This window comes from Microlunatus sp. Gsoil 973, from assembly GCF_009707365.1.
In the GTDB taxonomy this organism is placed as follows: domain Bacteria; phylum Actinomycetota; class Actinomycetes; order Propionibacteriales; family Propionibacteriaceae; genus Microlunatus.
Genome location: NZ_CP046122.1, coordinates 3,118,495 through 3,133,316, shown reverse-complemented (window position 1 = coordinate 3,133,316; position 14,822 = coordinate 3,118,495). Strand labels below are relative to the sequence as shown.

The 14,822-nt window shown below is 66.4% G+C and carries 10 protein-coding genes and 1 pseudogene; 7 read left to right on the top strand and 4 right to left on the bottom strand.

Annotation, left to right across the window (positions count from 1 at the left end; translation table 11 throughout):
- Nucleotides 1–89 precede the first annotated feature (89 nt).
- Genes GJV80_RS14705 through GJV80_RS14695 form a run of 3 tightly spaced genes read left to right on the top strand, consistent with a single transcriptional unit; the run spans nt 90 to nt 2,088 of the window.
- The gene (locus tag GJV80_RS14705) at nt 90–482 is read left to right on the top strand and encodes a GntR family transcriptional regulator (RefSeq protein ID WP_230207715.1); all 393 of its coding nucleotides are present in this window, start codon (nt 90–92) and stop codon (nt 480–482) included.
- Nucleotides 479–1,402, top strand: coding sequence for an ABC transporter ATP-binding protein (locus GJV80_RS14700; protein ID WP_154688535.1), 924 nt, complete (start codon nt 479–481; stop codon nt 1,400–1,402). Before GJV80_RS14705 ends, GJV80_RS14700 begins: the two co-directional genes overlap by 4 nt.
- On the top strand, nt 1,399–2,088 hold the full coding sequence (locus GJV80_RS14695) for a hypothetical protein (RefSeq protein WP_154688534.1): 690 nt from the start codon (nt 1,399–1,401) through the stop codon (nt 2,086–2,088). Before GJV80_RS14700 ends, GJV80_RS14695 begins: the two co-directional genes overlap by 4 nt.
- Here the strand turns inward: GJV80_RS14695 and GJV80_RS14690 are convergent.
- Complete coding sequence (locus GJV80_RS14690; protein ID WP_195908935.1) at nt 2,085–3,158, bottom strand: SAM-dependent methyltransferase; 1,074 nt, start codon at nt 3,156–3,158, stop codon at nt 2,085–2,087. The genes GJV80_RS14695 and GJV80_RS14690 overlap by 4 nt on opposite strands.
- Nucleotides 3,159–3,312: 154 nt before the next feature.
- On the opposite strand from GJV80_RS14690, the gene GJV80_RS14685 reads away from it, so the two are divergent.
- Complete coding sequence (locus GJV80_RS14685; RefSeq protein WP_154688532.1) at nt 3,313–3,636, top strand: Lsr2 family protein; 324 nt, start codon at nt 3,313–3,315, stop codon at nt 3,634–3,636.
- Nucleotides 3,637–4,505: 869 nt separating this feature from the next.
- Nucleotides 4,506–7,029 (top strand): annotated as a pseudogene (locus GJV80_RS14680) (ATP-dependent Clp protease ATP-binding subunit).
- Between the two features lie 169 nt (nt 7,030–7,198).
- Here the strand turns inward: GJV80_RS14680 and GJV80_RS14675 are convergent.
- Complete coding sequence (locus GJV80_RS14675; RefSeq protein ID WP_230207714.1) at nt 7,199–8,425, bottom strand: amidohydrolase family protein; 1,227 nt, start codon at nt 8,423–8,425, stop codon at nt 7,199–7,201.
- A gap of 66 nt (nt 8,426–8,491) precedes the next feature.
- Here GJV80_RS14675 and GJV80_RS14670 point away from each other — a divergent pair, with 66 nt between their 5' ends.
- Both GJV80_RS14670 and GJV80_RS14665 read left to right on the top strand, forming a co-directional pair.
- Nucleotides 8,492–9,358: a DMT family transporter gene (locus GJV80_RS14670; protein WP_154688531.1), complete on the top strand. Its 867-nt coding sequence runs from the start codon at nt 8,492–8,494 to the stop codon at nt 9,356–9,358.
- Complete coding sequence (locus GJV80_RS14665) at nt 9,355–9,930, top strand: YbhB/YbcL family Raf kinase inhibitor-like protein (protein WP_154688530.1); 576 nt, start codon at nt 9,355–9,357, stop codon at nt 9,928–9,930. Before GJV80_RS14670 ends, GJV80_RS14665 begins: the two co-directional genes overlap by 4 nt.
- A 77-nt stretch (nt 9,931–10,007) precedes the next feature.
- Here GJV80_RS14665 and GJV80_RS14660 read toward each other — a convergent pair whose 3' ends face one another.
- Both GJV80_RS14660 and GJV80_RS14655 read right to left on the bottom strand, forming a co-directional pair.
- On the bottom strand, nt 10,008–13,496 hold the full coding sequence (locus GJV80_RS14660) for a bifunctional proline dehydrogenase/L-glutamate gamma-semialdehyde dehydrogenase (protein WP_154688529.1): 3,489 nt from the start codon (nt 13,494–13,496) through the stop codon (nt 10,008–10,010).
- A gap of 323 nt (nt 13,497–13,819) precedes the next feature.
- Nucleotides 13,820–14,821: a proline racemase family protein gene (locus GJV80_RS14655; RefSeq protein WP_154688528.1), complete on the bottom strand. Its 1,002-nt coding sequence runs from the start codon at nt 14,819–14,821 to the stop codon at nt 13,820–13,822.
- Between the last annotated feature and the right edge of the window lies 1 nt (nt 14,822).

The following is a 14,822-nucleotide window of genomic DNA, read 5'->3' as shown; positions in this document are numbered from 1 at the left end:
ATGACCCGGCCCGGTTCTATGGTTAGTTACACAACTAACGAACCAGCGAGGCCGTGCCCGGCGGCGCTGCGAGAGCTAGGCGGTGATGAGTGATCGAGGGCGACCGTCCGATCTTCCTGCAGATCGCAGAGATGATCGAGAACGACATCGTCGAGGGCCATCTGGCTGCCGACGAACAGGTCCCGTCGACGAACGAGTTCGCGGCTCATCACCGGATCAATCCGGCGACCGCGGCAAAGGGCATCAACCGGCTGGTCGATGACGGAATTCTCTACAAGAAGCGAGGAATCGGGATGTTCGTTGCCGCCACGGCGCGGGACGCCCTCTTGGCGAAGCGCAAGGCGCGCTTCGTCGAGAACTACCTCGAGCCGATGCTGGCCGAGGCCCGAAAACTCGGCATCTCGCCGGGCGAGGTGACCGCATTGATCACCCGGGGCGACGGCGCCATCGCCGGTCGACCGGGCGGAAGGGTGGAATCATGACGACACCGGTCGTCGAAGTCAGCAACCTGGTGAAGCGCTACCGGGACACGTCCGCGCTGGACGACGTCTCGCTGACTTTGCGCCAGAACACGCTGTACGGCCTGCTCGGCCGCAACGGCGCCGGCAAGACGACACTGATGTCGATCCTGACCGCACAGAATTTCGAGACCTCGGGAACGGTCCGGGTCTTCGGCAAACATCCCTACGAGAACGCGTCGGTGCTCAGCCGGATGTGCTTCATCCGCGAGTCGCAGAGGTATCCCGACGGCTTCCGGGCCCGGCACGCCTTCCGGGCGGCGTCGATGTTCTTCCACAACTGGGACCAGCAACTGTGTGATCAACTGATCCGTGACTTCGAACTGCCGCAGGATCGGACGATCAAGAAGCTGTCCCGCGGGCAGACGTCTGCCGTAGGGGTGATCATCGGCCTGGCGTCGCGAGCGGAGATCACGTTCTTCGACGAACCGTATCTCGGGCTCGACGCGGTGGCCCGGCAGATCTTCTACGACCGGCTGCTCGCCGAGTACAGCGAGTTCCCGCGGACGATCGTGCTCTCCTCACACCTGATCGACGAGGTCTCCAATCTGCTCGAGCACGTGATCGTTCTCGATCATGGTCGGGTCGTGATGGACGCCGACGCGGATGAGGTCCGGGGTTCGGCATTCACCCTGATCGGTCCGAAGGCCCTGGTGGAGTCTTTCGTCGGTGGCCGCGAGGTGATCCACCGCGAGGCGATCGGATCCTTCGCCTCGGTCACTGTCGAGGGGCCGCTGTCGGCTCTGGAGCGACGGGAGGCGACCGAACTCGGACTCGACGTTGCCCCGGTCTCGCTGCAGCAGTTGGTCATCCGGCGGACGACACCGGAGGTCGGGAGTCAGGCAGGCGAGGACCGGGCGGACAGGATGGAGGTCGTCCGATGAGACAGGCAATCAATGTCGGACGGATGCAGATGCTCAACAAGTGGCAGTTCATCGGCGTACCGCTGATGGTGTTGCTGACCGCACTGGCGTTCGTGATCCTGATCGGTGCGCTGCTGGTCCCGGGCAGCGATCCTTTCTACACCGGCGCCGGGCAGGCAGGCTTGTGGTGTTTCGTTTTCGGCGGCGTCCAGTCGCTGACCCTGGCCTTCCCGTTCTCCCAGGGATTGAGCATCACCCGGCGGGCCTACTTCGTCGGCACGACGGGCGCCTTCGGCTTGCTGACCCTTGCGCTTGCGGTGCTGTTCTATCTGCTCGGCCTGATCGAGAACGCCACCGACGGCTGGTTCGTGCACGGCTACGTCTTCGGCCTTCCGTGGGTCACGGGTCAGTCCTGGTACGGCACCATCGCGCTGGTCTGGTCGATCGGGTTCCTGCTCTTCATCAGCGGATTCTGGTTGGCGACCCTCTACAAACGGTGGTCGATCAACGGAGCCCTGGTCGCCGGAGTCGGCGTTGCTCTGGTGTTGCTGATCATCGCCGCGGCGATCACGTTCACCCACAACTGGGCTGCCTTCGGCCATTGGGCCATCCAGCAGACACCGCTCAGCGTGGCCGGCGGGATCCTTGTTGCGATCGCTGTGCTGGTCGCGGCCTCGTTCCTCACCCTCCGGCGGGCTCTTCCCTAGGCGTGTCGCGGTTCGGTGCGACTGACGACAGACTGCACCAACCACCAGTGATCGCCGAGCGCGTCGGCCAGCAAGCGGCGTTCGCTCACCTCTTGCAGCCGGGCCAGGGTGTCGGACCGTTCCGTACGCCCTGGGCCCGGCAGCAGCCGGTCCACTGCTTCTCGCTGCGAGATCATCAGCTCGGTACGCGCTCCGGATGCCTCACCGGCGGCCTGCAGACTGTCGACCGCGACATGGGCAGTGAGGTTGGTCTCCGCCGACGGGCGCGGCAACACCTGCCGACCCCGCCGGTAACCGGTCAGTGAACCTGCGGCCAGCCGCCCTCCGCGCCGGTGGCCGTAGTCGATCATCACCGCCACGCCACCGGACGGACGAAGACAGTCGATCACGGCCGACCAGGCGGCGTCCCGGGTAAACCCCGACTCCGCGCGGGAACCATCGGTCCACCAACGGTCCAGCCAGGCGGCGTCGGCAGCAGGCACCGGCCCGCCCACCGACTCGGCCCCGTTCACGTCAACCAGGACCTGGCGCCAGCCTGCGCGCTGCGACACGGCGACCACCGCCGGCAGTTCGTCCAGCCACTCAGCGCAGACGATCAGCATCGGCGCCCCGTCCCGCGGAACGACCGACCGCACAACCGACCGCAGCGGGCCCGGTGGACGTACGCCCTCCAGCGGGTGCCACAGCGACGCCCCGGCATCCCACTGCCCGCGCAGCCAGGCCGCGGCCGGAGGCAAGCCGGGTGGTGCGGTCCGGACGTCCAGCCCGATCAGGCGCAGCCGCGGAGCCAGCGCGCCGATCTCGGCCAACAACCGACCGTCGCCAGCGCCCAGATCGACCACCGTGGAGATCTCCGACCCCGCGATGAGTGCCAGCAGCATTTGTGCCAGTAACCCGGTCCCGCCCGCGGCGGTCCGGAAGTGATCGCCCGGTCGCTCGCTGTGCCAGAAACCGCCCGCACCCAGCGCGGAGTCGCGCCAGGCGTCGTACCAGCTGCGTTGTGGCTCCGGCCCGGAAGCGGAATCGCTGAGCAACGGAGATTGGAGCCGTGGCCGACGCACGAGACTCATCCTGCCCGATATACAACGTTGTGGATAAACCGTGCCACAGAGATGCCGGTGACTAAGCGCCATTGTGAAATGCCTTAGGTGCGCATTTGTGTACGGATACGCTAGTCTTCCGCAGGGGAAATACAGCACTGCAGTGTGGGGAGAGGGGATAGAGATGGCACAACGTGTCCAGATCATTCTTGAAGATGATTTCGATGGGGGCGAAGCCGACGAGACCGTTGCCTTCGGCCTGGACGGATCCGATTATGAGATCGACCTGTCGAGCGACAACGCATCCAAACTTCGCGACGTCTTGGCGCCGTGGGTAGCTGCGGCGCGCAAAACCGGCGGACGTCGGGCCCGTCGTTCCGCGCGTCAGACAACGGGTCCTGGATCGGCGGAAATCCGCGCCTGGGCCCAGGAAAACGGCTATCAGGTTTCGTCCCGTGGCCGGGTTCCGGCGGAGGTCCGAGAGGCTTACGCCAAAGCGCACGGCTAGCCAGTGAAGGGAATCGCAGTTCGCAGGCGTCCTGCACAATTCCCGTACTGTCGATGATGAAGGTGGCGTTGTCCGAGGGCAGCGCCACCTTCTGTGTCCTGGGCGCGCACTTTCTGCAACGGGCCACCGTTGCTGTGGCCGCACACTTTGGTGATTCTTTCCGCTACTTTGCGTAAAGGCGGTAGGAAAACTCAAGGCGTGACAATCCCAATTCATGCTAAACAGCCGATCGCATCACCCGCCGGTTTGTTCGCAATCGCTTTTCCTGGATTGTCGCGTCCGGCAGGTTCGGTTGTATCGCGGAACCGTCTGTCCGAGCACCGGCCGTCTCCGTATCCGGAGACTGTCGGCTCCGCGGTACGCCACCGGTCATCACGCCACGGCCGCACCGCCCCCACAGCAGGCGACATTGGTGTGTTGCGCCGAGAGCGAACGCCGAGCCGGCGGCGACCCGCGTCCGAGGCAGCGACGAATACCTCCGAACGGTCGGGAATGATGATCACCGAGCACGCCCGCGTCATCTCGTGATGGGCCGCGACAAGCCGGCCTACGGGCCGAAAACTCCCTGCCATTAGGCAGTTCAGCCCACGGCGATAGTCGCGATCGGTTCCCCAGTACGTGTCGTTGGCCACCGCGAGAAGTTGATCAGTTGCCGCCGAACTGATCGCCATTGGCCCGACCGGCCGGTCGGAATTGCCCGACCGACGTTCTGATGACACCCGGCCTGCCATGGCAACAGCCCGTCGGTCGGCTCCGGCGACTAGAGTTGAGGCGATGTGACCCGGCACCTCGGCCTGGCTGCCAGGAATGAGTGGAAGCCGGCCGCCGTAGGAACCGGGTCAAGTTGCATCACAGCGAGGAGCTAGCACATGTTTGAGCGTTTTACCGACCGGGCACGCCGGGTCGTTGTCCTGGCCCAAGAAGAAGCTCGGATGCTGAATCACAACTACATCGGCACCGAACACATCCTGCTCGGCCTCATCCACGAGGGTGAGGGAGTCGCCGCCAAGGCGCTGGAGTCCATGGGTATTTCGCTCGAAGCGGTGCGGGAAAAGGTCGAGGAGATCATCGGCCACGGCCACGAGAGCCCGAGCGGGCATATCCCGTTCACCCCCCGCGCCAAGAAGGTCCTCGAGTTGAGCCTGCGGGAAGCACTACAGATCAATCATTCCTACATCGGCACCGAGCACATTCTGCTCGGCTTGATTCGTGAGGGTGAGGGAGTCGCCGCCCAAGTCCTGGTGAAGTTGGGCGCCGACCTGAATAGGGTCCGCAGCACTGTTCTTCAGTTGCTCAGCGGATTCTCCGGCAAGGAAGCGGCCACCTCCGGTGCCCCGGAACAGGGCAATGCGCCGTCCTCGTCGATGGTTCTCGACCAGTTCGGCCGCAATCTGACCCAGGCCGCGCGGGAGAACAAACTCGATCCGGTGATCGGTCGCGAAACCGAGATCGAACGCGTTATGACCGTTCTGTCCCGGCGCACCAAGAACAATCCGGTGCTCATCGGAGATCCGGGCGTCGGAAAGACCGCAGTTGTCGAAGGACTGGCGCAGTCGATCGTTCGCGGCGACGTTCCGGAGACATTGCGGGACAAGCAGATCTACACCCTCGATCTGGGCGCGCTCGTCGCCGGCTCGCGGTATCGCGGTGATTTCGAGGAACGGCTCCGCAAGGTGCTGAAGGAAATCAAGACCCGCGGTGACGTCGTGCTGTTCATCGACGAGATCCACACCCTGGTGGGCGCAGGTGCCGCCGAGGGTGCGATCGATGCGGCCAGCATCCTCAAGCCGATGCTGGCACGTGGCGAGCTGCAGACCATCGGTGCGACGACGCTCGACGAATACCGCAAGTACGTCGAGAAGGACGCCGCACTGGAGCGCCGGTTCCAGCCGATCCAGGTGGCCGAGCCGTCGATCGCGCTGACCATCGACATCCTGCGTGGATTGCGTGATCGGTACGAGGCCCACCACCGGATCACCATCACCGACGAGGCGCTGGTCGGCGCCGCGCGGATGGCCGACCGGTACATCTCCGACCGGTTCCTGCCGGACAAGGCCATCGACCTGATCGATGAGGCAGGTGCCCGGTTGCGGATCCGCCGGATGACGGCGCCGCCGGACCTGCGTGAGTTCGACGAGAAGATCGCAGCGGTGCGGCTGGAGAAGGAAGCAGCGATCGACGCCCAGGACTTCGAACGCGCCGCGGGACTCCGCGACGACGAGAAGAAGTTGCTGGCGCGCCGTGCCGAGCGTGAAGCGCAGTGGAAGCAGGGTGACCTGGACGCCGTGGCGGAGGTCGATGAGGAGATCATCGCCGAGGTGCTGTCCACCACCACCGGCATCCCGGTCTTCAAGCTGACCGAGGAGGAGTCCAGCCGGCTGCTCAAGATGGAGGAGGAGCTGGGCAAGCGCTACATCGGCCAGGAAGATGCGGTCAAGGCGCTGTCCCGGTCGATCCGTCGTACCCGTGCGGGTCTGAAGGATCCCAAGCGGCCGAGCGGTTCGTTCATCTTCGCCGGCCCGTCCGGTGTCGGCAAGACGTACCTGACCAAGGTGTTGACCGAGTTCCTGTTCGGGGACGAGGACGCCATGATCACGCTGGACATGAGCGAGTACTCCGAGAAGCACACCGCCTCCCGGCTCTTCGGCTCCCCCGCCCGGCTACGTCGGTTACGAGGAGGGTGGCCAGCTCACCGAGAAGGTGCGCCGGAAGCCGTTCTCCGTGGTGCTGTTCGACGAGATCGAGAAGGCCCATCCCGACATCTTCAACTCGCTGCTGCAGATCCTGGACGAGGGCCGGCTGACCGACGCCCAGGGCCGGGTGGTCGACTTCAAGAACACGGTGATCGTGATGACCACCAACCTCGGCACCCGCGACATCGCCAAGAGCGTTTCCCTGGGCTTCTCCCAGAGCAGCGATGCGGCGGGCAGCTACGAGAAGATGAAGGCCAAGGTCTCCGACGAGCTCAAGCAGCACTTCCGCCCGGAGTTCCTGAACCGCGTCGACGAGATCATCGTCTTCCACCAGCAATCGATCGCCGATATCGAGCGGATCGTCGACCTGTTGGTTGCCGAGATCGAGGAGCGGCTGAGGGACAAGGACATGGACATCGAGCTGACGCCGGCGGCCAAGACCTTGATCGCCAAGCGTGGCTACGATCCGGTGCTCGGCGCCCGACCGTTGCGGCGGGCGCTGCAGCGTGACATCGAGGACATCCTGGCCGAAAAGATCCTCTTCGACGAGGTGAAGCCCGGCGAGATCGTGGTCGTCGATGTCGCACCGGAGGGTTCGGAGTTGCCGTTCTCCTTCACTGGCACGCGCAAGGCCGAGGTGCCAGACACCCCGGTCGGCGTCGGTGCCGGCAATGAGGACGGCGGCGAGCAGGCGTCGTAAGAACCTTCCTCGCTGAGCACGAAGGCCCCGCTGATGTCGCCATCAGCGGGGCCTTCCATTCCGCGAGGGGTCAGATAATCCCGCATCTACGCGGCGTGTCGTCACGGGCCGGAATTCCGGCCCGACGACACGCCGCGCGAATGCGGGATTATCTGACCCCTCGCCAAAGTCAGGGGGCGACGAGGACCTGGCCGGAGCGGATGACCGTACGGGGTCGGCTGTCGTCCCACAACGCCGCCGGATCGGCGAGGACGTCGCCGTCGAGGATCAGCATGTCGCCGACCGCGCCCGGCGCGATTCGACCAAGATCATCGCGCTGGATCAGCTCGGCATTGGTCGCTGTTGCGCACTTGATCGTCTCGAGGACCCCGAGCACCTCGGCCTGCAGGCGCAGGCCGCCGAGTTGCTCGTCCTCCAGTTCGCCCATCAGGTCCGAGCCGAAACCGATCCGGACTCCGGCATCGCGGGCCAGCGCGACGGCCTCCTGGCCGGAGCCGAGGACCTCGTCGTTCTTCTCCACCGACACCGGCGGCAGCCCGAGTGCGGCGGCCCGACGCGACATGGCGTCGTACGCGATCAAGGTCGGCACCAGGTACGCGCCGTGTTCGGCCATCAGCGCTGCGGTCTCGGCGTCGATCAGATTGCCGTGTTCGATGCTCCGTACGCCGTTGATCACCGAATGCCGTACCGATTCCGCCGAATAGGAATGAGCGATGACATAGCTGCCTCGCCGGGTGGCCTCATCGACCACCGTACGGATCTCATCGGCGGAGTACTGCGGGATCGCGATCGGGTCCGACGGTGAGATCACGCCACCCGAGGTCATGATCTTGATCGCGTGAGCACCCTGTCGGAATCGTTCCCGGGTCGCGCGGCGCAGATCATCGACACCGTCGACGACCTCGCTGCCGTGCAGGCAGGCGCTGCTCTCCGGCGGGCGAGGATCGCCGTGCCCACCGGTCTGGCTCAACGGGGCGCCGGTGTAGAGGTACCGCGGGCCCGCGAAGAGCCCTTCCATGCCGGCCCGGGCGAAGGCCGGATCGCCACCGGCGGGATCCCGGACGGTGGTGAAGCCCCGGCGCAGTGCGGCGGTCAGTCGGCGGGCGCCCATCAGTCCGACGTAGGTCATCGGGATACCGCCGCTACCGGTCAGATACGTGGCGAACGCATGACAGTGGGCGTCGATCAGGCCCGGCAGCACCGTCCCGCCGCGGGCGTCGACGACCTGATCGCCGGCCCGCACCTCGGGTCCGATCTCGGTGATTCGTCCGTTGTCGATCCGGATTCCTCCCTCGACCGGTTCGTCGGCCAGGCCGTCGAGGATCAGGGCGTTGATCACGGTCAGATCCGAGTCACCGAACGTTGTCACCCCGTTGCGGGCATTGATCATCGGCATGAGGCCACCCTGCCACAGCCGCTGTGGGAGCGTCGCCCGGGATTCGGGCGCGGTTAGGCTGAACGGGTGAGTGCCGCGGGCGAACTGGTGCGCAGGATCCCGGCCCCGATACTTGTCATCGCCGGCATCATCTCGCTGCAGGTCGGTGCGGCCATCGCCAAGAGCTTCTTCCACGCGCTGTCGCCGACCACGTTCGTCTGGCTGCGGCTGCTCTGCACCGCGATCCTTCTGCTGGCCGTGGCCAGGCCGCGCTTGTCCGGTCGCAGCCGCGGCGATCTTGTCGTCGCGCTGGCGTTCGGCGCCTGTCTGGCGATCATGAACTTCAGCATCTACCACGCGATGGCGCGGATTCCGTTGGGCGTGGCAGTGACGATCGAGTTCCTCGGCCCGCTGGGCGTTGCGATCGTCGCCTCCCGGCGGCTGGCAGACGTGATCTTGGTGGTGTTGGCCGGCGCCGGCGTCGCTCTGCTCGGTTTCGCGCCGCACGGGCTGAACCTTGCCGGTGTGCTCTTCGCGTTGGCAGCGGCGACGAGCTGGGCGGGGTACATCCTGTTGAGCACCGAGACCGGTCGGCGCTGGCCCGGAATCTCCGGACTCGCCGTGGCGAGTGTGGTCGGCGCCCTCGGCCTCGCGGTTCCAGCGATCCTGCAGGCCGGCCAGCGGCTGCTCGATCCGCAGTTGTTGATCATCGGGCTCACCGTCGCGCTGATGTCCTCGGTGATCCCGTACAGCCTCGAGCTCAACGCGCTACGGCGGATCCCCCGCGGCGTCTTCGGTGTCCTGATGAGCCTCGAGCCGGCAGCCGCAGCATTGGCCGGCATGGTGGTGATCGGGGAGTTCCTCAAACCCGGCCAGTGGCTTGCGATCGCCTGCATCATCACGGCTAGTGTCGGTACGACCAGTCTGCTGCGGCGTCCCAGGGGTGATCGATGATCAAAAGGCTGGCGGAGCGCGCTTTCGTCCCGCTGGGGCGGCGGCTGCGCAACAGGCGTCCCGATGAGGCGCTCAGCGTGACCAGGGCTCAGGAGCTCATCACCGACCAGGCGATCGAGCTGCGATCGGACACCTTCGGCAACGGTGAGGTGATCCCGGACCGGTGCTGCGGCTTCCTGATCGGGTCCGACACATCGCCGCACCTGACCTGGGGTCGGTTGCCGGAGAACACCGAAGCGCTGCTGTTGATCATCGAGGATGTGGATACACCGACCCGCGAGCCGGCGATCCACACGGCCGTGGTCTTCGCCGCCGATCGCCGGGAGCTCGCCGAGGGCGAGTTGGTGCCCGGCCGCCGGTTCAGCTTCCTGCACCACCGGCCGGGCAGGGCCCGCTACTTCGGCCCGAGGCCGATCCCGGGCCACGGTGCGCACCGCTACCGGTTCCACCTGTACGCACTGGACTCGCGGATCCGGCTCGGCGGGCTGAGAAGAGTTGATCAATTACCTGCGGCGGTGGCCGGCCACGTTCTCGCGGCCGGGATGCTGGAGGGTACCCGCACCGCTCCCTGATCACGGCGCGACGGACAAGCCACGGATGATCTTGGTGATCTTGATCGGTAGGTCGAGTCGCCGGCACCCGAAACCAGCTAGATCCCGATGTCCGACAGTGGTGACGATCCGCCGAATCGGTGGGCGGTCACCGAGACCGACTGTTCCAACAGGAAGGGCAAGAGCTCCAGTCGTCCCGCCACCGTCACCGGGTCGTCCCAGATCGCCAGTTCCGGGGACCCTCCGGCGGCAGCCAGTGCAGCCCGCCCGTCGGCGCCGACGAGGCGCACCCGGCCGGTGACGCCCGCCAGCTCCTGCTGCCAGTCGTCGTCGGACTGTTCGTGGACGGCGATCCCGAGATCGGCGAGGGCCCCGACGACGGCGTCCGGGAGGGGCGCACCCGCGGAGACGGTGAACCTCGCCCGGCTCAGCAGTCCGGCCGCAATGACACGAAGCGCGTCTCGCAACGACGCTCCCTCGGCGATCCGGACGGCGCATTCGGCCGGGCGGTAGCGGAAGACGTTGCGCTCGACGCCGAGCTCGGAGACGTCCCGGGAGACGCCGAACTCGGCCGCCCAGACCCGCGCGTCATCGTCGACCGCGCGTCGGAACCAAGCGGCGGCGTTCCGGTCCGAACTCAGCGCCTCGAGCGCTGCGGTGAGGTACGCCTGCAACCGCATCGTCGGTGTGACGGCATTTCCGCCATGGGCAGTCCGCGCTGCATGATCAACCGACGACTCGTGATCGACATCCTCCACTGCTGCCCAGCGACCGAGGCGGACCAGGTAGTTCGGGCCGCCCGCCTTGGCACCGGTGCCAACGGAGGAGCGCTTCCAGCCGCCGAAAGGCTGGCGGCGGATGATCGCCCCGGTAGTACCGCGGTTGACGTAGAGGTTGCCCGCCTGGACGCGTTCCATCCAGGTCTGCACCTCGGACACATCGAGGGAGTGCAGGCCGGCGGTCAGCCCGTAGTCGACCGCATTCTGCAACTCGATCGCCTCGTCGAGGTCCGCGGCGTACATGATGCCCAGCACCGGACCGAAGTATTCGGTGCGATGGGTCTGAGAGCCCGGCCGGACCCCGGCCCGCACCCCCGGCGACCACAGCCGGCCGGACTCGTCGAGCTGCCGAGGAGTGATCAGCCACTCCTCGCCCGGGTCCAGCCTTGTCAGACCGTGCAGCAGCTTGCCCCGCGCGGGACCGATCAGCGGACCCATCCGGTTGGCAGCATCCTGGGGGTAGCCGACCCGCATCGACGTGACGGCGTCGACCAGCTGGCTGCGGAACCGCCGGGAGGAGCGCAGACTGCCGACCAGGATGGCCAGGCTTGCCGCGGAACACTTCTGGCCGGCGTGGCCGAAGGCGCTGTTGACGAGATCGGAGACGGCAAGATCAAGATCGGCGCTCGGTGTGATGATCATCGCGTTCTTGCCGCTGGTCTCCGCGACCAGCGGTAGATCGGGGCGGAAGCTGCGGAACATCTCCGCGGTCTCGTACGAGCCGGTGAGGATCACGCGGTCGACGGCGGGATGCGCGATCAACTCTCGGCCAAGGGTTCCTTCCTCGATGTCGGCCAGAGCGAGGACGTCGCGGGGCACGCCCGCGTCCCACAACGCGTGGGCGAACACCGCGCTGCATCTGCGTGCTTCGGGCGCCGGTTTGAGCAGGACCGCCGATCCGGTGGCCAGCGGTGCCGCGGTCGTTCCGAATGGGATGGCGACCGGGAAGTTCCACGGCGGCGTGACTGCGGTGACCCGGGCGGGCGCGAACCGGGCGCCGGCGACCCGGCCGAGCTGAAGGCCGAGTTCGGCGTAGTAGTGCGCCATGTCGATGGCCTCGCTCACCTCCGGATCGGATTCGGAGATCGTCTTGCCGGTCTCGGCAGCCATCACTTCGATGAGCTCGTCCCGCCGGGCGGCCAGCAGGTGTCCGGTTCTGCGCAACACGGCGGACCGCTCGATATCCGGCAGCGCAGCCCAGCGGGCGGCGCCGGCGGTCAGCGTGCGCAACAGATCCTCCAGTTGCGTTTCCTCGGTCAGCTTCGCTGCGCGGATGGCGTCCTCGCCGGCCGTCGATTCCTTGATCCTGCTGAGGGTGGCCGTTGCCCAGTCGCGGTTGGCCGGCAGCGAGGGATCGGTGTCGGGGACGTTGGCGAAGCCTGCGTGGTGGGGATCCTCGGTGATGGCGGCGAGCCGTTCGCGGTTACGGTCCTGGGTCCGGTTCCGTTCGGGGATCTCGGCGTCGAGCAGGTCGAGCGACTCGAGGAAGCGGCGGTATTCACGCTCACGCAGCGATTCGTCCGTGCCGAGGTTGTGCACCGCCGACATGAAGTTCTCACTCGACGCGTTCTCCTCCAACCGGCGGACCAGATAGGCGATCGCCACGTCGAACTCGCGCGGGTCCACCACCGGCGTGTAGAGCCGAAGATCACCGACCGTGTGCAGTACGGCCGCTGCCTGCGGCGTGGCCATTCCGAGCAGCATCTCGTAGTCGATGGAGTCGGTGACCCCGCGCTGTTGGGCCAGTAGCCAGCTGTAGGCGATGTCGAACAGGTTGTGGCCGGCGATGCCGATGCGCACGGCGTCGAGCCGGACAGGATCCAACGCCCGGGAGAGCATGCGCAGATAGTTGGCGTCGGTCTCGGCTTTGCTGCCGAAGGTCGCCAACGGCCAACCGTGGACAGCCGAGTCGACCCGCTCCATCGCCAGGTTGGCGCCCTTCACCACGCGGATCTTGATCGGTGCTCCACCGCGACGCCGCCGCGCAATCGCCCATTCGGTCAGCCGGTCCAGCGCCGGCAGGGCGTCGGGCAGGTAGGCCTGCAGCACGATCCCGGCGGAGTAATTGATCAGGGACGGCTGGTCGAGCAGCCGCTGGAAGGCTTCGATCGTCAGATCGAGATCGCGGTACTCCTCCATGTCCAGGTTGATGAAGGTCGGCGGGTCCGATGCTGCGGCCGTCTCGTACAGCGGAGTCAACCGGGCGACGATCTTCTCGACGGTCTCCTCGAACGACCACAGGATGATCTGGCTGGCTACGCTCGACACCTTGATCGAGACGTAGTCGACGTCGGGCCGGGTGAGGAGGGCGCGGGTGCCCTCCAGACGCCGGTCGGCTTCCTGATCACCGAGGACGGCCTCGCCGAGCAGATTGAGGTTGAGCTTGTCACCGCGAGCCCGTAGCTTGGCGATCGCTCTGCCGAGCTGCGCCGGCCGTGCGTCGAGGATGAGATGGCCGACCATGGTGCGCATCGTCCGGCGGGCGATCGGGACGACGAGCTGCGGCAGGATCCGGCCGACGATTCCGCCGGCTCTGATCGCCAGCCGCATCCATGGCGGCAGGAACCGCGGCGCGATCGGGGAGAGGTTGGCCAGGCCGCGTGCGGCGACCCGATGATCCTGCGGTCGTAGGACTTCATCGACGAATCGCACGGTGAATTCCAGCCCGTTGTCCTCGCTCAGCACACCCGCCAACCGGCGGGCGACCGCATCCGGCGGGAACTGCTCGGCCGCCGCGATCCATTGATCGACGAGGCTGCGTACCTCCTCCACCGCAACGCCGTTCGGGGCTTGTGCCGGTGAACCCATCCACTACCTTCCGCGATCACGTACCGGTCTTTCCGGACGCTCGGATTCAGTATCGCGACAGACGATCCTCACCGATAGCGAGGAAAAGTCACGGTGATCGTTCGACAATACCGAACGATCCAGTCCAATGCCGCGAACGCGGCCCCGCAGGGCGCGGGCGGCAGGCGATCAGGCCAGGCGTGTTGACCGAGATCTTGCGCGCTGTGGTGAAGACCCGACGTTCCGGCCACGGTTCGGCGCAGCCGGAATTCGTGCAACAGCAGCAACCGATGCAGGGTGAGCACGTGATCGCTCCCCTCGGCGCGTACGCATCGCCGGTCGGCTCAGAATATGAAGCCTTTTGGGAACGGGTCGCTCGGGTCGAGCAGGAACTGGCTCAGCGCACTGACCCAGGCCCGCCCGGTGATCGTCGGTACCACTGCTCGACGCTCGCCGACCGTGGTCTCGGCGACCAGTCGCCCGATGAAGTGGCCGCCGATGAACGACTCGTTGTCGAAATCGGTGCGCAGCGGCAGCTCACCGCGCGCCCAGAGCTCGGCCATCCTCGCCGACGTGCCGGTGCCACAGGGTGAACGGTCGAACCACCCGGGATGGATCGCCATCGCGTGCCGCGAGTGTCGGGCATCCGAACCGTGGGCGATGAACTCGACGTGGTGACAGTGATCGACTCCGGCGATCTCGGGATGGTGTGGCGGGTCGGTCCGGTTGATAGCGCCCATGATCGCCAAACCTGCCGAAAGGATGTCGGCCTGCCGGCCGCGGTCGAACGGCAGCCCGACATCGTCGAGGTTGACCATCGCGTAGTAGTTGCCGCCGAAGGCCAGCGAGTACGGCACGGTTCCGTAGCCCGGTACGTCGATCTTGCTGTCCAGCCGTTCGGCGAACGCCGGTACGTTCTCGATCGTGACCGAGTCGGCGTGACCGTCCGACACGGCAACGGTGGCGATCACCAGACCCGCCGGGGTGTCCAGTCGGATGGTCGTCGTCGGTTCGGTGACCTCGACCATGCCGGCCTCGACCAGCGCTGTTGCCACGCCGATGGTGCCGTGCCCGCACATCGGCAGGCAGCCGGACACCTCGATGTAGACGACGCCCCAATCGGCGTCGGGTCTCGTCGACGGCTGCAGGATCGCTCCGCTCATCGCGCCGTGTCCCCGCGGCTCGTCCATCAGGAAGTGCCGGAGGTGATCGAGATGCTCGATGAAGTAGAGCCGCCGCTCGTTCGCAGTCGCCCCTGGGATCGTCCCGACACCACCGGTGACGACGCGTGTCGGCATGCCCTCGGTGTGGGTGTCGATACAGGAGATGATCTTGGCCGACCGCATG

Bases quoted from the DNA above. Each gene is read 5' to 3' on its own strand.
- GJV80_RS14665 (WP_154688530.1), top strand. From the start codon at position 9,355: ATGATCAAAAGGCTGGCGGAGCGCGCTTTCGTCCCGCTGGGGCGGCGG.
- GJV80_RS14690 (WP_195908935.1), bottom strand. From the start codon at position 3,158: ATGAGTCTCGTGCGTCGGCCACGGCTCCAATCTCCGTTGCTCAGCGAT.
- GJV80_RS14655 (WP_154688528.1), bottom strand. From the start codon at position 14,821: ATGCGGTCGGCCAAGATCATCTCCTGTATCGACACCCACACCGAGGGC.
- GJV80_RS14685 (WP_154688532.1), top strand. From the start codon at position 3,313: ATGGCACAACGTGTCCAGATCATTCTTGAAGATGATTTCGATGGGGGC.
- GJV80_RS14695 (WP_154688534.1), top strand. From the start codon at position 1,399: ATGAGACAGGCAATCAATGTCGGACGGATGCAGATGCTCAACAAGTGG.
- GJV80_RS14675 (WP_230207714.1), bottom strand. From the start codon at position 8,425: ATGCCGATGATCAATGCCCGCAACGGGGTGACAACGTTCGGTGACTCG.
- GJV80_RS14660 (WP_154688529.1), bottom strand. From the start codon at position 13,496: ATGGGTTCACCGGCACAAGCCCCGAACGGCGTTGCGGTGGAGGAGGTA.
- GJV80_RS14700 (WP_154688535.1), top strand. From the start codon at position 479: ATGACGACACCGGTCGTCGAAGTCAGCAACCTGGTGAAGCGCTACCGG.